This window comes from Cellulosimicrobium sp. E-16, assembly GCF_049913115.1.
Classification (GTDB): Bacteria; Actinomycetota; Actinomycetes; order Actinomycetales; family Cellulomonadaceae; genus Cellulosimicrobium.
The window spans coordinates 2,667,568-2,693,895 of the sequence record NZ_CP183974.1 but is presented as its reverse complement, the minus strand read 5'-3'; the positions used below and the strand labels follow the sequence as shown (position 1 = coordinate 2,693,895).

Annotated in this window: 18 protein-coding genes; 13 read left to right on the top strand and 5 right to left on the bottom strand. The window is 76.8% G+C overall.

Going from position 1 to position 26,328, the window contains the following annotated elements:
- Positions 1-5: 5 nt before the first annotated feature.
- The 3 genes from ACN9MS_RS11940 (at position 6) to ACN9MS_RS11930 (ending at position 6,569) form a co-directional block, all read left to right on the top strand.
- Positions 6-3,365, top strand: coding sequence for a hypothetical protein (locus tag ACN9MS_RS11940; protein WP_426308811.1), 3,360 nt, complete (start codon positions 6-8; stop codon positions 3,363-3,365).
- A gap of 9 nt (positions 3,366-3,374) precedes the next feature.
- Positions 3,375-4,253, top strand: a complete 879-nt coding sequence (locus ACN9MS_RS11935) for a TrmH family RNA methyltransferase (RefSeq protein WP_426308810.1) — start codon at positions 3,375-3,377, stop codon at positions 4,251-4,253.
- A gap of 99 nt (positions 4,254-4,352) precedes the next feature.
- Positions 4,353-6,569, top strand: a complete 2,217-nt coding sequence (locus ACN9MS_RS11930; protein ID WP_426308809.1) for a HelD family protein — start codon at positions 4,353-4,355, stop codon at positions 6,567-6,569.
- 9 nt (positions 6,570-6,578) lie between these two features.
- Here ACN9MS_RS11930 and ACN9MS_RS11925 read toward each other — a convergent pair whose 3' ends face one another.
- Together ACN9MS_RS11925 and ACN9MS_RS11920 are read right to left on the bottom strand one after the other, a co-directional pair.
- A complete protein-coding gene (locus tag ACN9MS_RS11925; protein ID WP_426308808.1) occupies positions 6,579-7,283 on the bottom strand; it encodes an esterase/lipase family protein in 705 nt (234 codons plus the stop codon).
- Positions 7,284-7,462: 179 nt separating this feature from the next.
- Positions 7,463-8,095 carry a nucleotidyltransferase family protein gene (locus tag ACN9MS_RS11920; RefSeq protein ID WP_426308807.1) on the bottom strand — a complete coding sequence of 211 codons (633 nt, stop codon included), beginning with the start codon at positions 8,093-8,095 and terminating at the stop codon, positions 7,463-7,465.
- Positions 8,096-8,223: 128 nt separating this feature from the next.
- Here ACN9MS_RS11920 and ACN9MS_RS11915 point away from each other — a divergent pair, with 128 nt between their 5' ends.
- From ACN9MS_RS11915 to helR, 6 genes are all read left to right on the top strand, one after another.
- Positions 8,224-9,177, top strand: a complete 954-nt coding sequence (locus tag ACN9MS_RS11915) for an endonuclease/exonuclease/phosphatase family protein (protein ID WP_426308806.1) — start codon at positions 8,224-8,226, stop codon at positions 9,175-9,177.
- Between the two features lie 10 nt (positions 9,178-9,187).
- The gene (locus ACN9MS_RS11910; protein ID WP_426308805.1) at positions 9,188-10,048 is read left to right on the top strand and encodes an ABC transporter ATP-binding protein; all 861 of its coding nucleotides are present in this window, start codon (positions 9,188-9,190) and stop codon (positions 10,046-10,048) included.
- 113 nt (positions 10,049-10,161) lie between these two features.
- Positions 10,162-11,160, top strand: coding sequence for an ABC transporter substrate-binding protein (locus ACN9MS_RS11905; protein ID WP_426308804.1), 999 nt, complete (start codon positions 10,162-10,164; stop codon positions 11,158-11,160).
- Between the two features lie 220 nt (positions 11,161-11,380).
- Positions 11,381-13,444, top strand: a complete 2,064-nt coding sequence (locus ACN9MS_RS11900; RefSeq protein ID WP_426311889.1) for an iron ABC transporter permease — start codon at positions 11,381-11,383, stop codon at positions 13,442-13,444.
- Between the two features lie 80 nt (positions 13,445-13,524).
- Positions 13,525-14,517, top strand: coding sequence for a siderophore-interacting protein (locus ACN9MS_RS11895; protein ID WP_426308803.1), 993 nt, complete (start codon positions 13,525-13,527; stop codon positions 14,515-14,517).
- A gap of 252 nt (positions 14,518-14,769) precedes the next feature.
- Positions 14,770-17,037, top strand: coding sequence for an RNA polymerase recycling motor ATPase HelR (helR, locus tag ACN9MS_RS11890; RefSeq protein ID WP_426308802.1), 2,268 nt, complete (start codon positions 14,770-14,772; stop codon positions 17,035-17,037).
- A 75-nt stretch (positions 17,038-17,112) separates the two neighbouring features.
- Here helR and ACN9MS_RS11885 read toward each other — a convergent pair whose 3' ends face one another.
- Positions 17,113-17,694 carry a YbaK/EbsC family protein gene (locus ACN9MS_RS11885; protein WP_426308801.1) on the bottom strand — a complete coding sequence of 194 codons (582 nt, stop codon included), beginning with the start codon at positions 17,692-17,694 and terminating at the stop codon, positions 17,113-17,115.
- Between the two features lie 368 nt (positions 17,695-18,062).
- Between ACN9MS_RS11885 and ACN9MS_RS11880 the strand changes: the two genes are divergently transcribed.
- The 4 genes from ACN9MS_RS11880 to ACN9MS_RS11865 all read left to right on the top strand — a co-directional run bounded on the left by ACN9MS_RS11880 (position 18,063) and on the right by ACN9MS_RS11865 (position 24,839).
- Positions 18,063-19,082, top strand: coding sequence for a hypothetical protein (locus ACN9MS_RS11880; RefSeq protein ID WP_426308800.1), 1,020 nt, complete (start codon positions 18,063-18,065; stop codon positions 19,080-19,082).
- Positions 19,079-20,794 (top strand): DNA polymerase Y family protein, encoded by a 1,716-nt coding sequence (locus tag ACN9MS_RS11875; protein WP_426308799.1) that lies wholly within the window; start codon positions 19,079-19,081, stop codon positions 20,792-20,794. The genes ACN9MS_RS11880 and ACN9MS_RS11875 overlap by 4 nt, the downstream gene beginning before the upstream one ends.
- Positions 20,787-24,449, top strand: coding sequence for an error-prone DNA polymerase (locus tag ACN9MS_RS11870; protein ID WP_426308798.1), 3,663 nt, complete (start codon positions 20,787-20,789; stop codon positions 24,447-24,449). The genes ACN9MS_RS11875 and ACN9MS_RS11870 overlap by 8 nt, the downstream gene beginning before the upstream one ends.
- Positions 24,450-24,557: 108 nt before the next feature.
- Positions 24,558-24,839: a hypothetical protein gene (locus ACN9MS_RS11865; protein ID WP_426308797.1), complete on the top strand. Its 282-nt coding sequence runs from the start codon at positions 24,558-24,560 to the stop codon at positions 24,837-24,839.
- Between the two features lie 69 nt (positions 24,840-24,908).
- On the opposite strand, the gene ACN9MS_RS11860 is transcribed toward ACN9MS_RS11865, so the two are convergent.
- The gene (locus tag ACN9MS_RS11860) at positions 24,909-25,310 is read right to left on the bottom strand and encodes a hypothetical protein (RefSeq protein WP_426308796.1); all 402 of its coding nucleotides are present in this window, start codon (positions 25,308-25,310) and stop codon (positions 24,909-24,911) included.
- A 70-nt stretch (positions 25,311-25,380) separates the two neighbouring features.
- Positions 25,381-26,322 (bottom strand): Gfo/Idh/MocA family oxidoreductase, encoded by a 942-nt coding sequence (locus ACN9MS_RS11855; RefSeq protein ID WP_426308795.1) that lies wholly within the window; start codon positions 26,320-26,322, stop codon positions 25,381-25,383.
- Positions 26,323-26,328 lie beyond the last annotated feature (6 nt).

The following is a 26,328-nucleotide window of genomic DNA, read 5'->3' as shown; positions in this document are numbered from 1 at the left end:
GAGCGATGACTCACGCGGGCGCGGCCGGACAGGACGTCCTGGAGCTGCGGATCCACGGCGTGGCGAACACGCCGCCGCACGGCATGCTCGACCTCCCGCCGGGTGAGGTCGAGCAGTGCGACGGCGACGGCCTGGGCAGCTTCTGGGTGCCGACCGCGGCCGTGGATGCCCGCGACCGCGCCCCGGGCACGCCCGCGGCCCCGGTCGGCCCGGGCGACCTCCACGCGATCCGCGCGGACGTGCGTCGCGAGGCGTACTCGTGGGGCGCGATGGCGCGGTTCGGCACGTTCCCCCTCGCCGGTGTGGTCGGCGCCGTCGCGCGCGGCGTGACGCGCGCGCTCTGGGCCCTGAACGTCCCGTTCGGCCTCGCGAACGTCGCCTACTGGGCGCGGCGCGTCCCGGGTGCCGAGGACGGCGCGGTGCAGGACCCGCCCGTCCGGTCGTCGGGCGAGACCGTCCCGCACGCCCGCCCCGAGCCGACCGCCGCGGCCGTCCGCGTCTTCGGCCTCGCGCTCACGCTCCTGCTCACCGCCGCGGTCACGACCGTCGCGGTCGTCATGGTGGGCGCCCGGTGCATGCGGCCGGGAGCCGACGGCACGGACACGGTCCAGGTCTGTGCGCGGGTGCCGTCGGTGCTGGACGGTCTCGCGCGCATGGCCCCGGGCGACCGCGCCGCGGTGCTCTCGCTCGTCCCGGTCGCCGTCGTCGTCGGCCTGGTCCTCCTCGCGCGCGCCGGGCAGGTCCGGTTCGACGAGCGCGTGTCGATCGCGCGCGCGGGACAGCGGACCGGAGGGTCGGTCACGGGGCCGCTGCTGTACCGGGCGGGGTTCTGGAGCCGGCGGGTCGCCGGACCGGCCACGCTCCTCGCGCACCTCGCCGGAGCGGTCGCGCTCGTCGCCGTCCTCCTCGCGTGGACGAGCGACCGCACCGCCGCCGGGACGGCCGTCGTGGCGGCCGGCACGGTCGTGCTCGGCCTGGCCGTCGTCGTCGTGGCCACGCGCAACGACGACGACGGCATCCAGGTGACCCCGCCGCGCTGGAAGGGAGCGCTCGCCGTCGCGACCCTCGTGCTCGCCGTCGTCGCGTGGGCGCTCGCGGCGTGGTCGAGCGGGCGGCGCGGCGGCACCGAGCCGACGTCGTACGTCGGGGTCGACGTCGCCCCGACCGTCCTGGGCGCCGTCCTCACCGGGATCGCCGCAGCGGCGCTCCTGTGGCGTCCGCGCGTCCCGGAGGTCGCGCGCCGGGTGCGGTGGCGCGTGGCCCTGTGGTCCGCGGTGCCCGTGGTCGTCACGGGCTGTCTCGGTACCGTGGCGGTCGCGCGACGCGCCACCCCGGAGGGCGCCGTCGCCACGTACGGCGAGGCGACGACCCGGACGCTGATCCTCGTGGCCGTCGGGGTGCTCGCCGTCCCGCTCGTCGGCGCGCTCGGCCGGGCGGCGAGGCCGGTGCGGTCGCAGGGCGCGGACCGCTGGGTCGGTTGGCACGGGACGGGCCCCGGGGTCCTCCTGCTCGTGGCGACCGCGACCGCCGCGGTCCTCACGAGCCTCCTCGTCCTCGGCGTCCAGGTCTACCTGACCGGGGGGCGCGCCGCGCGGCCCGACGCCGAGGGCGCGCTGCTCGTCGACATCGTCCGGACCGTGCCCGGCTACGAGGAGCTGCCCGTCCCCTCCGCGTACACCGAGTTCGGCATCGGCGCCGTCGTGCTCGGCGCGACCGCCGTCGTCGGACTCCTCGTCCTCGCCGCACCCGCGCTGCACGACCTCGTCCGGTCCTCGACGCGCTGGCTGCCACGTGCCGTCGGGACGACGTCCGACGCCCTCGGCCCCACCGGGTGGGCCGCCGCCGTCCTCGCCGACGAGGAGCGGAAGCGGACCGCCGGGACCGAGCAGGGCGTGGCGGACATGCCCCTCGCCGTCCGCCGTGCCGTGCGCACCCGCCAGGTGGCCGCCGTCACGCACCGCGCCGAGATCGCCGTGGGCGTGCTCGCGCTCGCCTCGTGGGCGACGCTCGTCGTGACCGTCCTGCTCGGGCGCCCGGGAGAGTCCGTCGCCGGCGTGTGGGTGCTCGGCGGGACGTGGCTCACCGACCTCTCCGTCCCGCTCGTCGGGGCGCTCGCGGCCGCGCTCGTCGCGAGCTTCGTCGCGGCGGGGTCCGACGGGTTCGCCCGACCCTGGGGCCTGCTGTGGGACCTCATGTGCTTCCTCCCGCGCAGCGCGCACCCGTTCGGTCCGCCCTGCTACGCCGAGCGGACCGTCCCCGAGGTCGCGGCCCGGGTCGAGTCGTGGCTCGCCGCCGCGGACCTGCCGGTCGAGCAGCGCACGGCGGCCGCGCAGGGGCGTCGCGTCGTGCTCTCCGCGCACTCGCTGGGGGCCGTCATCGCGACGGCCGTCGTGCTCGGTCGCGCGGGCAACCCCGTCCGGACGGGGGACGCCCGCGAGCCCGCGCCCCGGACCGACGGCGACGGGCGCCTCGGCGTCGTCACCTACGGCGTCCAGCTGCGTGCGTACTTCGGGCGGTTCTTCCCGTCCCTGCTGGGACCGCAGGTGCTCGGCACCCCGCCGTGCGGCGCGCCCCGGTGGCGCGGGGACCCGTGGGTCCGGCAGACGTCGAGCGCGCGCTCGCTGCTGCGGGCCGCGCTGCTCGAGCTCCCGCCTCGGGAGCGACGGGGGGCGGTCGCGTCGCGCGAGATCGCCGCGCACGAGGAGCAGCGGGCGCGGGTCCGGGGGGCGCGCGCCGCGTGGCGGGAGGCCGTGGCAGCCGCCGACGCCGTGCACGGCGACGACGCGCTGCTCGCGGCGCGGCGCGACGAGGTCGCGGCGACCGAGGAGAGGCTCGTGGACGAGCGCCGGGTCCTCGACCGGTTCGAGAGCGCGATCGGCGACCTCGTCGCCGAGCGCGACCGCCGGGAGACCGCCCGCGAGGCCGAGGCGGCCTACCAGCGAGCGCGCTGCGCGGGCCCCGCGGGCGGCGAACCGGTGACGAGCCTGCGGCGCGCCGCCGACGCCGCCTGGTCCGACGCCGTGCGCGGTCCCGGCAGCGCGCACCTCGACCCCGCGTCGCCCACGCTCGTGCGGCTCCTGCGCAGCACGGACGGAGGACCTGCCTGGGTGAACCTCTGGCGTCGGACCGACTATCTCGGACTCCCCGTGGTGTCGTACACCGCGAACGACGTCGACCGCGGCGCCGACGAGGTCGACCGCGGCGCGTACCTGTTCACCGTCGCGACGCACAGCACGTACTTCCGTGCCTGGGCCTACCACGAGGCGCTCGACACGGTGCTCGACCGTCTGGGCGTGCCGGTCCCGGGCGGGGGGCGTGCCCAGGACCAGGCCGCCGCACCGCAGGAGGCCGTCGCGGTCCGGTGATCGGGGACAATGGGGGCCGTGAGTTCCGAGACCCCGCACGTCGTGCACGTCACCGACCCCGCCGACGACCGCCTCGCGGACTACAACCGGCTGACCGACGTCGCGCTGCGGTCCAAGCACGAGCCGGAGAAGGGCCTCTACATCGCGGAGAGCTCGACGGTCATCCGGCGCGCGCTCGCCGCCGGGCACCGGCCGCGGTCGTTCCTCATGGCCGAGCGCTGGCTCGACGACCTCGCCGACGACATCGCGGCGCTGCCCGTCGACGACGCGCCCGGCGGCACGGGCGAGCAGGTCCCGGTCTACGTCGGCGCGCCCGACGTGCTCGAGGCGATCACCGGCTTCCACCTCCACCGCGGGGCGCTCGCGGCGATGCACCGCCCGCCGCTCGCGACCGTGCACGACCTGCTCGGTGGCGCCCGCGGCGGCACCGGGGCGCGGCGCGTCGCCGTGCTCGAGGACATCGTCGACCACACCAACGTCGGCGCGATCTTCCGCTCGGCGGCCGCGCTCGGGGTGGACGCCGTGCTCGTCTCGCCCCGATGCGCGGACCCGCTCTACCGGCGCTCGGTGCGCGTGAGCATGGGCACGGTGTTCCAGGTGCCGTGGACGCGGTTCGAGACGTGGCCGGGCGGGCTCGACGTGCTGCGCGACGAGGGGTTCACCGTCGCGGCGCTCGCGCTCGCGGACGACGCGGTGAGCCTCGACGACGTCGTGGCCGACCCGCCCGAGCGGCTCGCGCTCGTGCTCGGCACGGAGGGCGACGGCCTGTCGCGCGGGGCGATCGAGGCAGCCGACCGGGTCGTGACGATCCCCATGGCCGGGGAAGTGGACTCGCTCAACGTCGCTGCGGCGTCGGCCGTCGCGTTCTGGGCGACGCGCGTGCCCTGAGCCGCCGACCGCGTCGGGCGACAGTTCCCGGCGTCCGGGAACAACCGGGCGTGGCGGCGCGTTGGGCCCGTGTCCGTACGTCGTACGAGAAGAGGTTCCGTGCCGGCCCAGCCCTCCCCGTCCCTTTCTGACACCGCTCCGTCCCACGCCGCTCCGTCCGACGCCGCGACGCTCGCGGTCGCCGAGGAGCAGCAGCACCTCGACGCCGCGCTCGTGCGTCGCACGCAGCTCCTCGCCGAGCTGGACGCCCGGCTCGCCCTCCCCGCCGACCCCGACCTGCCCGGCGCCGAGGACGTCGTCGAGCGCTCGCGGCGCGCGGGGCTGCGCCGTCGGCGCACCGAGCTGGAGCGGTCGGAGAGCGGGCTCGTCTTCGGCCGCGTCGACACCGTGGACGGGGTCACGCGCCACGTGGGGCGCGTCGGCATCGCCGCGTCCGACGACGACGCCGACCCGCTCGTGCTCGACTGGCGTGCCCCGGGCGCGCGCGCCTTCTACACCGCGACGGCGCGCGAGCCGCTGGGCCTCGCGCGGCGCCGGCACGTGCGGACCGCGGGGGACCGGGTCACCGGCGTGGACGACGAGCCGCTCGACGGCTCGGCGAACGGGGCGGACGACGAGGACGGCCTCGTCGGCGAGGGCGCGCTGCTCGCCGCGCTCTCCGAGCGCCGGACCGGCCGCATGGGCACCGCGGTCGCGACGCTCCAGGTCGAGCAGGACGCGATCGTGCGCGCCCCGGCCGAGCAGACGCTCGTCGTGCAGGGCGGCCCGGGGACGGGCAAGACGGTCGTCGCGCTGCACCGCGTCGCGTACCTGCTGTTCGCGCACCCGCACCTCGCGGAACGCGGCGTGCTCCTGCTCGGCCCGTCGTCGCGGTTCCTCGAGTACGTCGCCCAGGTGCTGCCCGCGCTCGGCGAGACGGCGGTCGTGTCGGCCACGTGCGACACGCTCCTCCCCGGCGTCGCGCCCGAGCGCGACGAGTCGCGCGACGTGGCCGAGCTCAAGGGCCGCGCGCTCTGGCAGGACGTCGTCGCCCGGTACGCCGACTCCCTCGTCCCGGAGGCGCGGGCGCTCACCGTGCGCCTCGACGGCGAGCCGCTCACGCTCGACACCGCCCGGGTCGGGCAGGTCCTGCGCGCGGCCCGGGCGGGCGGCCGGAGCGTGCTCGCCGCGCGGCGCCGGGCCGTAGACCTCCTGCTCGACGCGCTCGTCGACGAGGCCGCGGCACGCCACGCCGAGCTGCTCGAACGCGTCGAGGAGGGGTACGAGGACGTGCTCGGGACGCTCGACGCCGGGCTCGCCGCGCGCGACGACCGCGCCCCGACGACCGGCGCGCGCGGCGGTGACGTCGACGGCGAGCTCACCGAGGACGACCTCGAGCGGATCCGCAGTGATCTTGCGCGCGAGGCCGGGTTCGCGGCCGTCGTCGATGCCTGGTGGCCGGTCGCGGACGCCCGCACGGCGCTCGCGGACCTGCTGGGCGACGCCACGCTGCTCGCACGGCACGCGCTCGAGCTCTCGCCCGCGGAGATCGGCCTCGTGACGGGCGAGCCCGCCGCGCTCGCGCCGAGCGACGTCCCGCTCCTCGACGCGCTCGCCGACGCGCTGGGCACCCCGGGCGCGCCCGGCGAGCAGGGCGAGTTCCTCGCGCAGCGTGCGGCGACGCGCCGCGACTGGGTCTACGGGCACGTCGTGGTCGACGAGGCGCAGGAGCTCTCGCCCATGCAGTGGCACATGGTGCTGCGCCGCTGCCCGACCCGGTCGGTGACCGCCGTCGGGGACGTCGACCAGACCGAGGCGCCGCACCGCCACGCGGACTGGGCGGACGTCGTCGGCCCGGTCTTCGGCGACCGCTGGCACCGCGCCGACCTGACGATCTGCTACCGCACGCCGCGCGAGGTCATGGAGCTCGTCGGGCCGGTGCTGCGCGCGGCGGGCAGCCGCAACGCGCCGCCCCGCGCGGTGCGCGACGCGGGGGTCGCGCCGCGAGACGTCGTCGTGCCCGCCGGTACGTCGGACGCGGCGCTCGGCGCGGCGGTCGCCGCCGAGGTCGCGCGCCTCGCGGAGCGCTACGACGGCGGTTCCGTCGGCGTCGTGTCGCCGCGCGGCCGGCTCGCGCACCTGGGCGTCGCCGTCCACGACGTCCCCGTCCTCAGCACGTCGGAGGCGAAGGGGCTCGAGTGGGACGCGGTGGTCGTCGTCGACCCGGACGGCATCGCCGCCGAGCCGCGCGGCTGGAACGGGCTGTACGTCGCGATGACCCGGTGCACGCAGGAGCTCGCGCGGGTCACGGTGGACGCGCCGTCCGGCTCGGCCTGACGTCGCCGCTCAGTCGCGGGAGGCGGACCGGGCGAACCGGTCGACCTCCCGCACCACGACCTCGACGAGCGACGGGTCGCCGAGCGGGCGGAAGTGGCCCGCGAGGGGCAGCTCGACGTTCCGCCCGCCCTCGAGCCGGCCGGTCTCGGGGATGTGCGGGTCGAAGCGCGGGTAGACGGCGGCGATCCGGGCGTCGACCTCGTGCTCCGCGGCGAGCGCGAGCAGCGCCGCGTCCCGCGGCGAGAACGCGCGCAGCGTCCGGCCCAGGAGATAGCGCGCGTAGCTGGAACCGTTGAACGGCGTCGCGACGGCGACCATGCCGGCCACGCGCGACCCGGCGGGCGAGAGCATGACGCGCTTGCCCACGAGACCGCCCTTGCTGTGCGCGACGAGGACGACGTCGTGCAGGTCGGCCGTCACGAGGAACGCGGCGGTGCGCCCGGCGGCGTCGGCGACGGGGCGCCGGTTGTACCCGAGGCCTGGCACCGCGTGCACGGGGTGCCCGGCCCGCGCGAGCGCCGTCGCCACGGGCGCGAGGAGCTGCCACGTCTCGTAGACGCCGGGGAGCAGCACGACGGGTCCGCTGCCGCCCGGTCCGCGCGGGACGGGGCGTCGAGGCCGCACGGCACCCGCGGCCTGGCGGGCCGCCACGTACGCGTAGTCGGCCGCGCGGTCGCGCAGCCGCAGCGTCCCCGCCCACCGCGGCGCCCTCACGCGAGCCGTCCCGCGGTGAGGACGGCCGCGACGGCGCCCTCCGGGTCGAGGTCGACGACGGCGCGGCGCACGTCGACGGTCTCGGGTCCCGATCCGGTCGGGGCGTGCGCGGTCATCGCACCAGGATGGCGCGGGGGCCCGCCTCGCGCGCGGCGGGCGACCGGACGAACGCGCCGCGCTCACTCCAGGGCGTTCGACGGGTCCCCGGACGCCGGCTCCGCCGACGCGCGGCGCCCGCCGAGCGAGGCGTCCTCCATCTGCTCCGCGTCCACCACGCCGAGCTCGTCGAGGAGGAAGAGGAACGCGCGCGCGTACGGGTTGTCGTCGACGCGCGCGCGGACCTCGGGCCAGTCGATCTGCTCGCGCATCGCGCGCGCGACCGGCAGCAGCCGCGAGAAGTCGCAGTAGTGCTCGCCGACGACGCGCAGCTTCGACGTCATGATCTCGGTCGCCGAGAGCACGGGCATGCGGACCGCGAGCACCTCGAGCTCGTCGGTGCGGTCGAGGAGGTCGTCGTCGATCGGCTCGCCGACCATCCGGTAGAGGATGTCGATGAGCTCGCCGCCGTGGTACGCCTTGAAGAGCCAGTTCTCCGTCGGCTCCGTGATCTCGAGCCCCGCCTCGCGCAGCACCTCGCGTGCGCGGTCCACGTCGACCTCGCGGATCGCGAAGTCCGCGTCGTGGCTCGGCTCCGGCGCGCCGCGCGCCCACGCGGCGTACCCGCCGACGAGCGCGTGCGGGATCTCGGCCTCGGCGAGCGCCGCGGCGGTCATGCGGAGGCCGTCGTGCAGCGCGTCCCTGTCGTCCACCATGCCCAGGGTCTACACCACCCCCGGTGTGCTGGCACGTCGCGCGGGCCGCACCGGACGCGCCGCGCGCGCCAGGGCGGCGAGGACCGGAGCGCGTGCGACCCCGCACCGCCGTGCCCAGAATCAGGAGGGTGCGCCTCGCGACGTTCAACATCCTGCACGGGCGGTCGCTCGTCGACGACCGGGTCGACGTCGACCGCTTCGCCGGCGCGGTCCGCGACCTCGACGCGGACGTGCTCGCGCTCCAGGAGGTGGACCGGGACCAGCCACGCTCGCACCGCGCCGACCTCACGGCGGTCGCGGCGGAGGCAGTCGGCGCCGTCGACCACCGGTTCGTCGCGACACTCGTGGGCGAGCCGGGCGTGTGGACCGCACCGACGGGGGAGCACCAGCCCGGCCGGGCCGCCTACGGGATCGCCGTCGTGAGCCGGTACCCCGTCACGGCGTGGCGCACCGTCCTGCTGCCCGCGCCCCGCACGCGCGTGCCGGTCCGGTTCCCCGGCAGCCGCCTGCCGACGCTCGTGCGCGACGAGCCGCGCGCGGCGCTGGTGGCACGCGTCGAGGCCCCGGGCGGTCCGCTGACCGTCGCGTGCACGCACCTGACCTTCGTGCCGGGGCGCAACCTCACGCAGCTCGTGCGGCTCACCCGGTCGCTCGCCGCGGAGACCCTCGACGGCGAGCCGGTCGTGCTCCTGGGCGACCTCAACATCGAGGCCCCGCAGGCGGCCCGCACGAGCGGGTGGCGCCCGCTGGCCTCGGCCGCGACGTTCCCGGTCGGCGAGCCCGCGCGCCAGCTCGACCACGTGCTCGCCCACGGCGCCGTGCGCCCGACGGAGCCCGGGGTCGCGGTCGACACGGGCCTGTCCGACCACCGGGCGCTGGTCGTCCGTGTCGCGCTGGGCGGGGAGCACCACGCCTCCCCGACGCGCGCCCACGCGGCCGACGAGGACCACGCCCCCGACGGCGGGCGCGGCGGAGCCGCGACGCCGCGCCGCGCGGACGGTCGAGGACTGACGAGCCACGTCGCTCGTGAACCGCGTCACACGCGTCGGAGGGGCTGGTTCCGACCCGCCGGCATAGATTAGCCTCACCTATGTGAGTGGAACCTCAGTTGTCCCGAGCCCGGCCGGAGCGCCCGGCGCCCCGGCCCTCGCCGGGCACGACCTGCGGCTGTCCTACGACGCGCGCACCGTCGTGCACGGCGCCGCGCTCGAGCTCGCACCGGGGGCCGTCACGGCCCTGATCGGCCCGAACGGCTCGGGCAAGTCGACGCTCCTGCGCTCGCTCGCGCGTCTGCACCGCCCCGACGCCGGGACCGTCGCGCTCGACGACGCGCCCGACGCGCTCGCCCTGCACCCCAAGGACTTCGCCCGGCGGGTGACGCTCCTGTCGCAGAGCCGGCCCACGCCGTCGGGCGTGAGCGTGCGCGACGTCGTCGCCTACGGGCGCCACCCCTACCGCGGCCGCTTCCGCGCCAACGACCCCGACGGCCCGCGCGCGATCTCGCACGCCATGGACGTCACGGGCATCACGGCGATGGCCGACCGCGGCGTCGACGAGCTCTCCGGCGGTGAGCTGCAGCGCGTGTGGCTCGCGACGTGCCTCGCGCAGGACACGCAGGTGCTCCTGCTCGACGAGCCGACGACGTACCTCGACCTGCGCTACCAGGTCGAGCTGCTCGACCTCGTGCGCGACCTCGCGAGCGAGCACGGCGTGGCCGTGGGCGTCGTGCTGCACGACCTGAACCATGCGGCCGCCGTCGCCGACCGCGTCGTCCTGCTCCACTCGGGCGTCGTCCGCGCCACGGGACCCGCCGACGAGGTCCTGACGTCCGAGCTCCTCACCGAGGTCTACGGCATCCACGTCGACGTCTACACGCACCCCCTCACGGGGCGCACGTGCTGCGAGCCGCTCGGCCGGCATGCGGCGCGCCTCGACACCGCCGTCCTCGTCTGACCCGCACCACCCCCGACGTACCTCCACCGACCCATCGCCCGGCCCCGACGCGCGGCCACCGGCCCCGCCCCGACGGAGCACGCCCGGGCACCGACCGCAACCGAAGGACACCCATGCGCTCGACCACCCGTTCCCTCGCCGCGGGCGCCCTCGCGCTCGCCACAGCGCTCGCGCTCACCGCGTGCGGCACGACCGAGGACCCTGCGGCCGACGGCGACGCCGAGGCGACGACCGACGCCGCGTCCGGCCCGGTCACCGTCACCGACGAGCGCGGCGAGGTCACGCTCGACGCCCCGGCCACCGACATCGTCTCGCTCGAGTGGGGTCTCACGGAGAACCTCGTCGCGCTCGGCGTCGAGCCCGTCGGCCAGGCCGACGTCGAGGGCTACAACACGTGGGACACGGTCGCGCCGATCGACGCGAGCACGCCCGACGTCGGCACGCGCGGCGAGCCCAGCCTCGACGCCATCTCCGCGCTCGAGCCGGACCTCGTCGTCACGACGACGGACCTGCCCGAGAACGTCATCGCCCAGATCGAGGAGGTCGCGCCCGTGCTCGCGCTGCGCGGCTCCGACGGCGAGGACCCGATCGGCTACATGCGCTCCACGGTCGAGACGCTCGGCACCGTGACGGGCCGCGAGGACGAGGCCGCCGCGGCGCTCGAGACCTACGACGCGAAGATCGCCGAGGCCACCGCGGCGCTCGACGAGGCCGGGGTCGGCGGCGTCGACTTCGCCATGGCCGACGGCTGGATCGCCAACGGCGCGGTCTCGATCCGCATGTACACGCCCGGCTCGTTCTTCGGCGCGATCGGCGAGGAGCTCGGGCTCGTCAACGCGTGGACCGAGGGCGGCGACCCGGACTACGGCCTCGCGCAGACCGACGTCGAGGGCCTGACCCAGCTCGGCGACGTGCAGTTCCTCTACGTCGCGAGCGAGTCCGAGGCCAACCCGTTCGAGGAGGGCCTCGCCGGGAACGCCGTGTGGGAGCAGCTCCCGTTCGTCACGGCCGGGGACGTGCACCGTCTGCCCGACGGCATCTGGATGTTCGGCGGCCCGCTGTCCGCGGCGGCCTACGCCGACGCGGTCGTGGACGCGCTGACGGCCGCCTGAGACCGGTCCGCACCACCACCGGGCGCGGTCGCGCCCGGACGACGAGAAGGCTGACGAGAACCACAGTGCTGACGAGGACACCGTGACGCGGCGCGAGCAGCGCACGACGGCGGAGCCGGACACCCTCCTCCTGGAGGACCCGGCTCCGGCCGTCGTCCCGGGCACCGACGGCACCGCCGACGGCGGTCGCGCGAGCGACGGCACCGGCCCGGCGACGACCGTGCCCCGCCCGAGGACGTCGCGCCTCGGGATCGCGGGGGCGTTCGTCGTGGCGGTCGTGGTCGCCGCGGTGCTCGCCGCCGTGCACCTCACGCAGGGCACGGCCGACGTCGGCCCGCTCGACCTGCTGCGCCTGGCGACCGGGGGCGACGGCGTCGACCAGACGGTCGCCGTCCTCGTCGCCTCGCGCGTGCCGCGGCTCCTCGCCGGCCTGCTGCTGGGCGTCGCGCTCGGCGTCGCCGGTGCCGTGCTCCAGTCGGTCGCGCGCAACCCGCTCGCGTCGCCCGACACGCTCGCGGTCAACGCGGGCGCCTACCTCACGGTCGTCGTCGTCGCGGCGTTCGGCATCTCGATCCCGTTCTACCTCCAGGGCGGGCTGGCCTTCCTCGGCGGGCTCGCCGCTGCCGGTCTCGTGCTCGTCCTCGCACGCGGCGGCGCCGACGGCCCGACCCGGCTCGTGCTCGCCGGGTCGGCGATCATGCTCGCGCTGCACTCCCTGACGATGGTCCTCCTCGTGCTGTTCGAGCAGGAGACGATGGGCCTGTTCGCGTGGGGGAGCGGGTCCATCGTCCAGTCGGGCACGCGCACGGTCTCGATGGCGACGCCCGTCGTCGTGGTCGGCGTCCTCGCCGCGCTCCTCCTCTCGCGCCGTCTCGACCTCCTCGGTCTCGGGGACGACGCCGCGACCGTCCTCGGCGTCGACGTGCGCCGCACGCGCGTCCTGTCCGTCCTCGTCGCGGTGCTGCTCGCCTCGATCGCGGTGACGGTCGCGGGACCGGTCGGGTTCGTCGGCCTCGCCGCACCGGTCGTGGCGCGGCTCGTCGCGCGCCGGGTGCCCGGGCTCGGGCGGCACGTGCTGCTCCTGCCGTTCGCGGCGATCACCGGCGTGGTCGTCGTCCTCGGCGCCGACGTCCTGCTCCGCCTGCTGCTGCCGGGCATGCTGTCCATCGCGGTGCCGACCGGCATCGTGACGACCGTCCTCGGCGCGATCCTGCTCATCTGGCTCGCGCGGCGCCTGCGCGACTCCGGGCCGGCGTCGTCGCGCGGCGCGCACGGGTCGCTGTCCCGCCCGCGCTCGCGCCGGGCCGTGCTCGTGGTCGTCGTCGTGCTGTCGCTCGCCGTCGCCGCGGCCACGGTCGCGGGCCTGCTGCTCGGCGACCGGGTCGTGCTGCTGGGCGACGTCGCCAACTGGTGGAACGGGCTCGCCGGACGGCACGTGACGTTCGTCCTCGACCAGCGCTTCCCGCGCGTCCTCGCCGCGCTCCTGGCCGGGGCGGCGCTCGCGCTCGCCGGGACGATCGTGCAGGCCGTGTGCCGCAACCCGCTCGCCGAGCCCAGCCTGCTCGGCGTGACCTCAGGTGCCGGCCTCGGCGCCGTGACGATGATCCTCCTCGTCCCCGGCGTCGGGATCTGGCCCATGTCCGCCGCGGCGGCGGCCGGGGCGTTCGCCGTGTTCGGCCTCGTCTACGGGCTGTCCTACCGCGGCGGGCTCAGCTCCGACCGCCTCGTGCTCATCGGCATCGGCGCCCAGGCCGGCGTGATGGCGCTCATCACGCTCCTCGTGGTCGTCGTGGCGCCGTGGGACGTCAACCTCGCGCTCACCTGGCTCTCGGGCTCCACGTACGGGCGCACGCTCGAGCAGCTCATCCCGGTCGCGCTCGCGCTGCTCGTGCTCACGCCCCTCACCGCCGTCTACCGTCGCGACCTCGACGTGCTGGCGCTCGACGACGACACCCCGCGCGTCCTCGGCGTCGCGCTCGACCGCACGCGCCTGCTCCTGCTCGCGGCCGCGGCGCTGCTCACGGCCGCCGCCGTGTGCGCGATCGGGGCGCTCGCGTTCGTGGGCCTCGTCGCGCCGCACGCCGCACGGGCGCTGGTCGGCGCGCGGCACGGTCGCGTCGTCCCGGTCGCGATGCTGCTCGGCGCGCTCCTGGTGTCCGTCGCGGACACGCTCGGCCGCGTCGTCATCGCGCCGGAGCAGATCCCCGCGGGTCTCGGCACGGCGCTCCTGGGCGCGCCCTACTTCGTCTACCTGCTGTGGCGCAGCCGCGGCCGGGGGGCGTGACGCGTCTCACCGTGCGGGGGCGGGATCCGAGGCCCGGACGGGTTGACCCCGCTGCGGGTGCGTAGGTTAGCCTCACCTGTGTGAGCCAGACCGTCGCCGCGCCCCGCACCCGAGCCCGTCGTCCCGTCGCCCGGGCGACCGCGCCGTGGCGCTTCTTCGACGTCGAGGTGGCGCGCGTCGAGCAGCTCACGCCGAGCTTCCGCCGGTTCACGTTCACCGGCCCGGAGCTCGACCTCTTCGGCGACCCCGGCCTCGACGTGCGGATCAAGTTCGTCCTGCCCGCACCCGACGGCGGCTACGAGCACCTCGTGCGCGACGCCGACGAGTGGTACGCCGCGTGGCGCGACCAGCCCGAGGAGCGGCGCAACCCGCTGCGCACGTACACGACCGTCGCGGTACGTCCCGAGGCGCGCGAGGTCGACGTCGACGTCGTCCTGCACGGCGACGCCGGCCCCGCCTCGCGCTGGGCGCTGTCCGCCGAGGTCGGCACGCCGCTCGTCCTGCTCGGCCCGGACGCGACGTTCGACGGCCCGGTCGGCGGCATCGAGTTCCGGCCGCCGACGCGCCCGCACGCGCTCCTGCTCGCGGGCGACGAGACCGCGCTGCCCGCGATCGCCGCGATCTGCGAGGACCTGCCCGCGGACGCGTGGGGCGAGGTCTACGTCGAGGTGCCGCACGTCGGCGACGCGCGCGACCTCGTCACGCCGCCCGGGGTGCGCGTGACGTTCCTGGCCCGCGACGACGTCCCCGGCGGTCCGCACGACGCCCACGGCGCGCGCCTGGTGCCCGCCGTCAAGGAGGCGGCCGAGCGCATCCTCGGCGCGGGCGTCCTCGGGACGGACCCGCCTGCCCAGTGCCGCACCGCCGAGGACCTCGAGGACGTCGACGTCGACGCGTCGATCCTCTGGGAGGTCCCGGGGCTGCTCGAGGAGGACACCGTCCTCTACGCGTGGCTCGCGGGCGAGGCGAGCGCGATCAAGACGCTGCGCCGCCACCTCGTCACCGACCTCGGCGTCGACCGCCGCGCCGTCGCGTTCATGGGCTACTGGCGCGAGGGCCGCGCCGAGAGCTGACGCGCCCCCACGAGATCAGAGAAGTGGCCCCTCACCAAGGACGGTGAGGGGCCACTTCTCGCATCTCGGCGCGCGATCGCCGGTCCGACCGTGGTCTGGACGGGAACGGGAAAGGAGGCCGACCGGCCTCCCTTTCCAAGGTATAGCGCACGGGGGGTCTTGCGGCAAGGCCCCCCTGGGGGCGCAGAATCTCCGTTCGTGCGTGGACCGTCGTCGGTCCGTGCCGTCCCGATCGACCTCGGACCGGAGCTGATGACGTTGCCCGACGCCCCCGTGACCGCCGACCGCACGACCGACCCGACCGCACGTCCGAACCCGGGCGCCGCCCAGACCTTCGACCTCCCCGAGCGGCTCGCCGCGAAGGCCGACCCCGCCCTGGTCGCAGCCGACGAGCGGCACTTCGCCGCGATCGCGGCGAGCCTCGAGCACTCCGTCGGGGACCTCTCGCAGCGCCTCGACGCGGCGCGCCGCGCGCCCGGCGGGAGCGGCACCGAGGCGCTCGAGCGCGACCAGGAGATCCACCGCCTCAGCGGTCGCCTGCGGCTGCTCCAGCGCTACGGCGTCGACCTGTGCCTGGGCCGCATGACGTTCGCCGACGGCTCCGCCCCGGTCTACGTCGGGCGCGTGGGCCTCACGGACCCGGCGGGGGAGCGGCTGCTCGTGGACTGGCGCTCGCCCGCGGCCGAGCCGTACTTCGCCGCGACGCCCGCGCACCCGCTCGGCCTCGCGGCGCGACGCCGCTACCGGTGGACGCGCGGTCGCGTCACGGACTACTGGGACGAGGAGCTCGTGCCCGACGGCGCGGGCTCGGGCGCGGCGCTCGACGACCAGTCGGCGTTCGTCGCGAGCCTCGGCGCGAGCCGGTCGCCGCGCATGCGCGACGTGCTCGGCACGATCCAGGCGGACCAGGACGCGATCGTTCGCGCGGGCTCGCGGGGCGCTCTCGTCGTCGACGGCGGCCCCGGCACGGGCAAGACCGTCGTGGCGCTGCACCGCGCCGCCTACCTGCTCTACGCCGATCCCCAGGTGGGCGGCGGGCACGGGGGCGTGCTCGTCGTCGGGCCGAGCCGCCCGTACCTCTCCTACGTCGCCGACGTGCTGCCCGGGCTCGGCGAGGAGGGCGTGCAGACCTGCACGCTGCGCGATCTCGTCCCGGAGGGCGCGGCGGCGCGCCCCGAGACCGACCCCGAGGTGGCGCGCCTCAAGGCGTCCGCCGAGCTGGTCGCCGCGATCGAGCCGGCCGTGCGCTTCTCGGAGCGTCCGCCCGCGGAGGGGATGGAGGTCGAGACGCCGTGGGCAGACGTCTGGCTCTCGACGGCCGACTGGGCCGAGGCGTTCGAGTCCGTCGACCCGGGCACCCCGCACAACGAGGCGCGCGACGACGTCTGGGCCGCTCTCGTCGAGATCCTCGTGGACAAGACGGTGGGCGAGGGAGCCTCGGAGGACGCCGGGGGCCTGTCGGCCGACGACGTGCGCCGCGCCCTGCGCGGCCACCGCGCGCTCGGCGCCGCGTTCGACCGCGCGTGGCCGCTCGTCGAGGCGACGGACCTCGTGGCCGACCTGTGGTCGGTGCCCGCCTACCTGCGCCTGTGCGTGCCGTCGCTCACGCCCGAGGAGGTGCGGGCGCTCCAGCGTGCGGACGCGCAGGCGTGGACGACGGCGGACCTGCCGCTGCTCGACGCCGCCCGGCAGCGCCTGGGCGACCCGGAGGCGTCGCGCCGCCGTCGCCGCAACGAGGCCGCGGCCGCGGCCGAGCGCGCCCGCATGGACGACGTCGTCGACCACCTCGTCGCGTCCGACGACAGCGAGCTCATGGTCATGACGATGCTCAAGGGGCAGGACCTGCGCGACGCGCTCGTCGACGAGGGGGCGATGGTCACGGCCACGCCCGACCGGCTCGCCGGCCCGTTCGCGCACGTCGTCGTCGACGAGGCGCAGGAGCTCACCGACGCCGAGTGGCGGATGATCCTGAGCCGCTGCCCGTCGCGCAGCGTCACGGTCGTCGGGGACCGCGCGCAGGCCCGTCACGGGTTCGCGGAGGGGTGGAGCGAGCGGCTCGGGCGCGTCGGGTTCGACCGGGTCGCGGAGGCGTCTCTGAGCGTCAACTACCGCACGCCGCAGGAGGTCATGGCGGCGGCGGAGCCCGTCATCCGGGCCGCGCTCCCAGACGCCAACGTCCCGACGTCGGTGCGCAGCACGGGCGTGCCGGTCGCCTACGGCTCGGTCGCGGACCTCGACGTGGTGCTCGACGGCTGGCTCGCCGAGCACGCCGAGGGCACGGCCTGCGTGATCGGCGGCGCGGGTTCCGTCGCGGCGTCGACCGAGCCGGTCTCGGCGCGGCTCGACGAGGACGGGGCGTCGCGCGTGCGGGTGCTCACGCCCGAGACGGCGAAGGGCCTCGAGTTCGACCTCGTCGTGCTCGTGGACCCGCAGGCGTTCGGCGACGGCGTCGAGGGTGCCGTCGACCGCTACGTCGCGATGACGCGCGCGACGCAGCGGCTCGTCGTCCTCGAGGACTGACCACCGAGCACGACCTCAGGGTCGGCGGGGGCGCCCAGGGCGCCTCTCAGGTCGTGCTCGGCGGGAGGGGCGCGGTCAGGCGATCGGGACGGCCAGGTCTTCGACGACCTCGACGCCGGGCAGGCGTGCCAGCAGGTCGCCGGGCAGGAGCAGCTTCGAGCGCCGCACGCCGCTGCCGATCAGCGCGGGCGCGCCGTCGGTCACGACGCGCGAGTCGACGAGCACGCGCCACCCGTCCGGGAGCCCGACGGGCGTGATGCCGCCGTACTCCATGCCGGACTCGGCCGTCGCGCGGTCGGTCGGCAGGAACGACGCCTTGCGCACGTCGAGGAGCTTGCGGATGCGCGTGTTGACGTCGGCGCGCGTGTGCGCGCGCACCACGGCGGCGGCGATGCGCTCGTCGCCCGCCCGCGCGCCGCCCACGACGACGCAGTTCGCCGACGCCTCGACGGGCAGGTCGAACGCGGCGTTGAGCGTCGCGGTGTCCGCGAGGTCGGGGTCGATCTCCGTCACGGCGACGAGCGCCGCGACGTCCGGGTCGGCCTCGGCCCAGCGGCGCAGCGCGTCGGCGGTGGTGGGGGCGACGAGGTCGAGGTGGTCGAGGGCCGGCTCCCAGGTGAGCGAGCCGAGCGTGGGCAGCGTCGTGCGGGCGTCCATGGCGTCAGCCTGCCATCCCGGGGCTCCGCGTGCGGCGGGGGTCGGATGCCGAGCATGCGCCTCCGCCCGCCGAGCATGCGGTCGCAGCCCGTGCGGTACGCCGGACGGTCTGCGACCCCCTGTTCGGCGCGGGAGGAGGTTCAGGTAGAGGTCGAGGGTTGCGGTCAACCCTCGAGCGCGGGTCGAGGGTCGTGGCGGGCATCTCGGACGAAGCCGACGGCTCTCACCTGCGGAGTTGACACCCCGCGGCGGCGGTCGTTCACTGGAAGTGTTCGAACGTCTGTTCGAACGATAGTGGGTGCAGAACGACGCCCCCAGCAGTCGACGCGCGGTGCGCGTCCCGTCCGAGCAGCATCCCGGGAGGCGAGATGACCCTTCTCGCCGACCCCGCCGAACGGGCGGGGACACCAGGCCCGACGGCCGCGGCCTCCGACAAGGCCGAGCGCGCCCGCGCCGTCCTGCGCCGTGCGGAGGAGCGTACGGGCGTCCGCCGACACCGCCCGGTCGCCGCCCCCGCGGTCCCGGCAGCACCGGTCGCCGCCCCGCTCGCCGACACGGTCCCGCTCGCCGACACGGTCCTGCGCGCCGACGTCCCGCGCGCCGACGTCTCCTCGCCGGAGGTCGCTCGGCCGGCCCCTGTCGCGCCGGCCGAGCGCCCGGCGCGCTCCCGCGGCCGCCGCGTCGCGATGCGGGACGCGATCCCGGACGAGCGGGCGTGGCCGGTGCACGACGCGCTCGTCCCGCTCCTGCCGCTCGGCGGGCTCCAGCGCGGCACGGTGGTCGCGGTGCGCGGGTCGACGAGCCTCCTGCTCGCGCTCGTCGCACGACCGTCGCGGGCCGGGGCGTGGACCGCCGCCGTCGGGTTCCCCGCGGTCGGGCTGCTCGCGGCCGCCGACGTCGGCGCGGACCTCGACCGCGTCGTCCTCGTCCCGCGGCCCGGGCCGGACGCGGCGCTCGCGATCGCGGCGCTCGTCGACGGCCTGGACGTCGTGGTCGTCGGGCCCGACGCCGCCCTCACCGACACCGACCGGCGCCGCCTCACGGGCCGCGCACGCGAGCGCGGGGCGCTGCTCGTCGCAGCCACGGCGTGGCCGGGCGCGCACGTCGCGCTCACCGTGACGGGCGGCGGCTGGTCCGGAGCGGACCGTGGGGCGGGCTGGCTGCGCCGCCGCACCCTCGTCGTCGAGCGCGCGGGCCGCGGGGGTGCCGCACGCCCCACGCGGGTCGAGGTCGAGCTCCCGCTCGCCCACGAGGACTGGCCGGCGTTCCTCGCCGAGGACGCCCGGGGCACCCGGCCCGCCGCCGAGACCGGTGCCGCCGACGCCGGCCCCGTCCCCGCCCACGTCGATGACCCCGACCGGCCCTCCCGGCTCCGGCTCGTCGGATGAGCACGAGCCCGACCCGCACGGCGGCCCTGTGGGTGCCGGACTGGCCGGTGCTCGCGGCGATGGCGGTGCGCGACGTCCCCGCGCACCTCCCCGCCGCGACGCACGACGGCCGCCGCGTCGTCGCCGTCTCCGCGACCGCGCGCGCCCAGGGCGTGCGCCGGGGTATGCGCCGCCGCCGGGCCCGCGAGTGCTGCCCCGAGCTCGAGCTGCTCGACGTCGACGACGCGCGCGACGCCCGCGAGTTCGAGCCCGTCGCGCTCGCGGCCGAGACCGTCGTCGCCGGCCTGGAGATCACCCGGCCCGGCCTGCTGCTCCTGCCCGCCGCCGGGGCGAGCCGGTACCACGGGTCCGACGCAGCGCTCGCGGAGGCGCTCGTCGCGCGCGTCGCCGAGCGCACCGGGCACGAGAGCCAGGTGGGCGTCGCCGACGGCATCCTCGCGGCCGTGCTCGCCGCGCGGGACGCCGCCGTCGTGGTCCCCGGTGGCTCGGCCGCGTTCCTCGCGCCGCGGCCCGCGCGCGACCTCGCGCACGTCGCCACGCGTCCCGACGCCGCCGTCGCGATCGACGAGCTCGTGGACCTCCTGGGCCGGCTCGGCGTGCGCACCCTCGGGGCGCTCGCGGCCCTGCCGCCCGCGACCGTCGAGGGGCGGTTCGGCGACCTCGGCGCGTGGGCGCACCGGCTCGCGCGCGGCGAGGACCTGCGCCCGCCCGCGCGGCGCCGCGTCGAGCCCGACGTCGCGGTGAGCGCCGAGCTCGACCCGCCCGCCGAGCGCGTCGACGTCGCGACCTTCGCCGCGCGGCGGCTCTCCGAGGACCTGCACGACCAGCTCGTCGCGCGCTCGCTCGTCGCCGGGCGCCTGCGCATCACCGCGCGGACCGTCGAGGGCGACGACCTCGAACGCACCTGGCGGCTCGACGGGCCGGGCGCGATGAGCCCGGCGCGCCTCACGGACAAGGTCCGGTGGCAGCTCGAGGGTTGGCTCACCACCACGTCCGTCCGCGCCGGGCGCGCGGCCCGGGCCGGGCGTCGTGGCGGCGAGCACGGGTCGCCCGGCGGGGCCGACGTCGTCCCGGGCGTCGCGCCGCTGGCCCGCCTGTCCCTCACGGCCGAGGAGGTCGTCCCCGCGGGGGCGGAGCAGCCGCGCCTGTGGGGCGCGTCGAGCGGGGAGGACGCGCGCGCCCACCGCGCGCTCGGGCGCGTGCAGGGGATCCTCGGCGGCGACGCCGTCCTGCGCGTCGAGGTCCAGGGCGGTCGCGACGCGACCGACCGCGTGCACCTCGTGCCCTTCGGGGAGGACGTCGCACGCCCGCGCGACCCGGCCCTGCCGTGGCCCGGGGCGCTGCCGAGCCCCGCGCCGGCGGTCGTGCCCGTCGAGCCGCAGGACGTCGTCGTGCTCGACGCCGCGGAGCGACCCGTCGTCGTCGACGCGCGCCTCGCGATGAGCGGCGAGCCCGTCACCGTGCGGTGGCCCACCGCTGCGCCGGAGGCGGGCGCGCGCCGCCCGGCGCCGCCTCGACGCGAGGGGACGCTGCCCGGCCCCGGGTCGGTGCGCGCCGTCGTGGACTGGGCCGGGCCGTGGCCGCTCGCCGAGCGCTGGTGGACCCCCGCGCCGCGGCGCCGGGTGCACGTGCAGGTCCTGCTCGACGACGGCCGCGGGCTCCTCCTCGCGAGCGCCCGCGGGCGCTGGACCGTGGAGGGCCTCTATGACTGACCGGACGACCGCTCCCCGGTACGCCGAGCTGCACGCCCACTCCGCGTTCAGCTTCCTCGACGGCGCGTCCCACCCCGAGGAGCTCGCCGCCGAGGGCGCGCGGCTCGGGCTGTCGGCGCTCGCGGTCACCGACCACGACGGCCTGTACGGCGTCGTGCGCTTCGCCGAGGCGGCGCGCAAGGTCGGGCTGCCCACGATCTTCGGCGCCGAGCTGCACCTGCCCGTCGTCGACGACGGGCGGACGCCCGCGGGACTGCCCGTGCTCGACCCGCCCACCGGCCTGCCCGACCCGCGCTCGACCCACCTGCTCGTCCTCGCGCGGGGGGCGCAGGGCTACCGCAACCTGTCGAGCGCGATCGCCACCGCGCACCTCGCGACCGGGACCAAGGGCGCCGCCCGCTACGACCTCGACGTGCTCGCCGCGCAGGGCGCGGGCGAGTGGCTCGTGCTCACCGGCTGCCGCAAGGGCTCCGTCCGGCGGGCGCTCGTCACCGCCGGACGCGCCGCGGCGCGCCGCGAGCTCGACCGGCTCGTCGCCGTCTTCGGCGCGGACAACGTGGCGGTCGAGATCACCGCGACCGACGACCCGCGCGACGCCGACCTGCACGCGGCGCTCGCCGACCTCGCCGCGGACGCCCGCCTGCCGCTCGTCGCGACGACCGCCGCGCACTACGCCAACCCGCGCGACGCCGACCTCGCGGGGGCGCTCGCCGCGGTGCGCGCCCGCTCGTCGCTCGACGACCTCGACGGGTGGCTGCCCGGCGCCCCGACGACGCACCTGCGCTCGGCGGCGGAGATGCTCGCGCGCCACCACCGGCACCCGCAGGCCGTCGCGACCGCGGCCGCGCTGGGGGACGAGTGCGCGTTCGACCTGCACCTCGTCGCGCCCGACCTCCCGCCGTACCCCGTGCCGGACGGGCACACCGAGGCGACCTGGCTGCGCGAGCTCGTGCGGCGCGGCGGCGAGAACCGGTACGGGCCGCGCGACCAGGAGAAGATCACGGGCGCGTGGGCGCAGATCGACCACGAGCTGCGGGTCATCGAGGACCTGCACTTCCCGGGGTACTTCCTCGTCGTCTACGACCTCGTGGAGTTCTGCCGGGTGAACGGGATCCTCGCGCAGGGCCGCGGGTCGGCCGCGAACTCCGCGGTCTGCTACGCGCTCGGCATCACGGCCGTCGACGCGGTGAAGCACGGCCTGCTGTTCGAGCGCTTCCTCGCGCCCGAGCGCGACGGCCCGCCGGACATCGACGTCGACATCGAGTCGGGGCGGCGCGAGGAGGTCATCCAGCACGTCTACGGGAAGTTCGGGCGCACGCACGCCGCGCAGGTCGCGAACGTCATCTCCTACCGGCCCAAGTCCGCGGTGCGCGACGCGGCCCGCGCGCTCGGGTACGACGTCGGGCAGGCCGACGCGTGGAGCAAGTCGATCGAGCGGTGGGGGTCGCTGCGCGGCCCCGACCCGTCGTCGCCCGCGGCCGACCGGGCGGCGAAGGAGCGGGCGATCGCGGCGAAGACCCCGGGGTCCACGAGCCCGGCCGCGTCGGCGGTCACGACGCGGACCGCCCGGAAGGACGCCGCGACGGCGCGGCTGTGGGGGAGCCGCGACTGGTCGCCCGACCTGAGCGGTCGGGGCGGGCGCGTCGTCGACCCGCTCGCCGTGGACGAGGGCGAGGTCCTGCGCGCGGACGACACGCACGACGTCGTGCCCGCGCACCGGCCGCCGTCGGCCGCGCAGGAGGGCGAGATCCCCGACGCGGTGCTCGACCTCGCCGACCGGATGCTGCGGCTCCCGCGGCACCTGGGCATCCACTCGGGCGGCATGGTCATGTGCGACCGCCCCGTCATCGAGGTGTGCCCCGTCGAGTGGGCGCGCATGGAGGGCCGCACGGTCCTGCAGTGGGACAAGGAGGACTGCGCGGACGCGGGGCTCGTGAAGTTCGACCTCCTGGGCCTCGGGATGCTCACGGCGCTGCGCATCGGGTTCGACCTGGTCGAGCGGCACGAGGGCGGCCCGCGCCTCGCGCTGCACACGCTGCCCGAGGACGACCCGGCGGTGTACGACCTGCTGTGCGCGGCCGACACCGTGGGCGTGTTCCAGGTCGAGTCGCGCGCGCAGATGGCGACGCTCCCGCGCCTGCGGCCGAGGACGTTCTACGACATCGTCATCGAGGTCGCGCTCATCCGCCCCGGGCCGATCCAGGGCGGGTCCGTGCACCCGTACATCAACCGGGCGCGCAAGCGGGAGAAGGTGACGTTCCTGCACCCGCTGCTGGAGAAGTCGCTCGGCAAGACGCTCGGCGTGCCGCTGTTCCAGGAGCAGCTCATGCAGATGGCGATCGACGTCGCGGGGTTCTCGCCCAAGGAGTCCGACCAGCTCCGGCGCGCGATGGGGTCCAAGCGGTCCGTCGAGCGCATGGAGGAGCTGCGCGGGCGGCTCATGGACGGGATGCGGGAGAAGGGGGTCACCGACCCGGCCGTGCGCGAGGAGATCTACGACAAGCTCAAGGCGTTCGCCGACTTCGGGTTCCCCGAGTCGCACGCGTACTCGTTCGCGTTCCTCGTCTACGCGAGCTCGTGGCTCAAGGTGCACCACCCCGCCGCGTTCTACGCGGGCCTGCTCGCGGCGCAGCCCATGGGGTTCTACTCGCCCCAGTCGCTCGTGGCGGACGCGCGCCGCCACGGCGTCACCGTGCTGCGCCCCGACGTCGACGCGTCCGACGTCGAGGCGACGGTCGAGCGGCTGCCGGCCGACCGTGCGGCTGCGCCCGCCGACCCTGCGGATACCGACCGTCCTGGCCTCCGGACGGGCAGCGACCGCATGGTCGGCGGGGAGGTGCGGATCGACACCCGGTTCGGGCCGGAGCCCGATCTCACGCTCGCCGTGCGGCTCGGGCTCGCGAGCGTGCGTGGGCTCGGCAAGGACGCGGCCGAGCGCGTCGTCGCGGCGCGCGGGGCGCAGGGGGAGGGACGGCCGTTCAGCGACCTGCGCGACCTCGTGCGACGCGTCGACCTCACCACGACCCAGCTCGAGGGGCTCGCGACCGCCGGGGCGACGGACTGCCTCGGCGTGACGCGGCGCGAGGCGCTGTGGGCGGCGGGCGCGCTCGCGCAGGAGGGCCCGGGGACGCTGCCGGGCGTGAGCGTCGGGGTCGAGGCCCCGGCGCTGCCCGGCATGACGGACGTCGAGACGGCCGTCGCCGACGTCTGGGCCACGGGCGTGTCCGCCGACTCCTACCCGACGCAGTACGTGCGCGACGGCCTGACCGCGGCGGGCGTGCTCACCGTCGTCGGCGCGGTCGAGGTGTCGCGCGAGATCGAGCAGGTCGACGAGGCGGAGCGCGCGGCGGGCGAGGTGCCGGGGACGCGCCCGCACCCGTCGTCGCGCGTCGCGGTGGGCGGCGTCGTCACGCACCGCCAGCGCCCCGGGACGGCCGGGGGCGTGACGTTCCTGTCGCTCGAGGACGAGACGGGCATCCTCAACGTCGTGTGCTCGCCCGGGCTGTGGCAGCGGTTCCGGAAGGTCGCGCGCGGGTCCGCGGCGCTCGTCGTGCGCGGGCGGCTCGAACGGGCCGACGGCGCCACGAACCTCGTCGCGGAGCACCTCGCCCCGCTCTCGCTCCAGGTCGCGACGACGTCGCGCGACTTCCACTGACGTGCTCGTCGCCGTCCGGTGGCACGCGTGGTAGGAACGGAGCGGACGAGGCCCGGCGCGATGCGACGACGGGTCGTCCGCACCGGCTCACCGACGAGAGGACCCGCGATGCCACCTCGGCTCAGCGCCCGCACGATGTTCTGGACCGGCGTCGGCCTCACCGTGGGGAGCGCCCTCGTCCAGAACGTCGGTCTCGCGAACCTCACCTACTCGTTCACCGGCACGTGGCTCGTGGGCCTGCTGCTCACCGTGCTGCAGGTCGCGTTCACCGGCGGCGTCGTGCTCGCCGCGGGGTCGTTCGTCGTCCGGGCGCTGCAGCCCGGCGACGGCGCCCCGCACAAGGCGGCGACGTCGACGCCGTGGGAGGACCGCGACAACCGGCTGTCCTGAACCGGCGCCCTGGGAGCGCCCGAGCGGTCCGGGCGTCCGTGGCGTGCTGACAGGTCTTCGGGAGCCGGGCTATCGGGCGATCGGCGCAGCGACGCAGACCTCGAACGTGTCGCGTGAGCGCCGCAGCAGGTACCGGACCTCCTGCGCCTCCTGCTCGTTCGCGTACTCGTCGCGGTAGCTCCAGCGCACGCGCGCCCACACGAGCGCGTCGCCGACCTCCTCGACGTCCTCGAGGTGCGCGACGACGCCGACCAGACCGCGCTCGCGGAACCCGCGCGCGGTCTCGGCGGTCGACTCGCGCACGTCCTCCGGGTCGGCGAGGAGCACCGACCCGGTCGACCCGACCACGAGCGCCGGGAACGCGTAGCTCTCGCCGATCGTGTCGAGGTCGCCCGTGGAGAGCGCGACCCCGTAGGTCGTGAGGAACGTCTGGACGTCGTCGGCGTCGAAGGACTCGGTGGAGGGATCCATGGTCCCGTTCTACCCCGTCGGGCCGACGTCGGCAGCCGGATGCCTCTGCCGGGCGCCTCCGCCGCGCGCGTCAGGCGGGCAGGGCCGCGGTGACCTGCTCGAGGAGCGCGAGGTCGGCGAGGATCGTCGCGTGCTCGGGGTCGATCCGGGCGGTGTCCTCGTCGGCGCCCGCCGTGCGCACCGTCGTGCCGGCGGCCGTGCCGGACGTCGGCGCGAGGATCGCGAGGGCGTGCTCGACCACCGGGGCGAGGTAGTCGGCGTCGAGCACGACCTCGGAGCGCTCGACGCCGCGCGGCGTGCGCACCGCGACCGTGAACCCCGCGTTCGGGTGGGTACCCGGGTCGAGGAACCGCAACCGGACGGGGACGCCGCCCAGCCGTGTGGTCGCGACGACCCCGTCCGCCGAGGTCGTCACGACGGGCGGAGCCCACCCCGCGCCGCGGGGGCCGCCGACCACGGCGCGGGCCGCCTCCACGACGTGGATGCCGAGGAAGAACAGCCCGTCCCGCTCGTCGGCCGGGTCGGCGGGCCCGGACACCTCCACGACCGGCCCGGGTGATGTCGTCGCCGCGTCGGCCGTGCGGGCCGCGAGGACGGCGCGCGCGGCCACGACCTCGGGCGCGAACCGCAGCGCGGACGCCGTGGTCACGGCCGTGCCGTGGGCGCGGGCCACGTCGAGCGTGGCCCGCGCGTCGGCGACCGATGCCGCGAACGGCTTGTCGACGAGCACCGGGACGCCCGCGCGCAGGAGCGTGCGGGCCGCGGCGCCGTGGAGCCGGCCCGCGCGGTGGGCGACGATCGCCGCGTCGACGCGCCCGACGACGTCGGGCACGGTGACCTCACCCGCGCCGACGGACAGCCCGCCCGCCGCGGCGAGCTCCGCGCGGCGGGCCGGCTCGCCGTCGACGAGAGCGACGACCCGACCGCCCGGCCAGCGCCGCTCGACCTCGACGAGCCGGACGTAGTGGTCGGCGTGGGACGAGTCGAGGCCGACGAGGGCGAGGCGCAGCACGCGGCG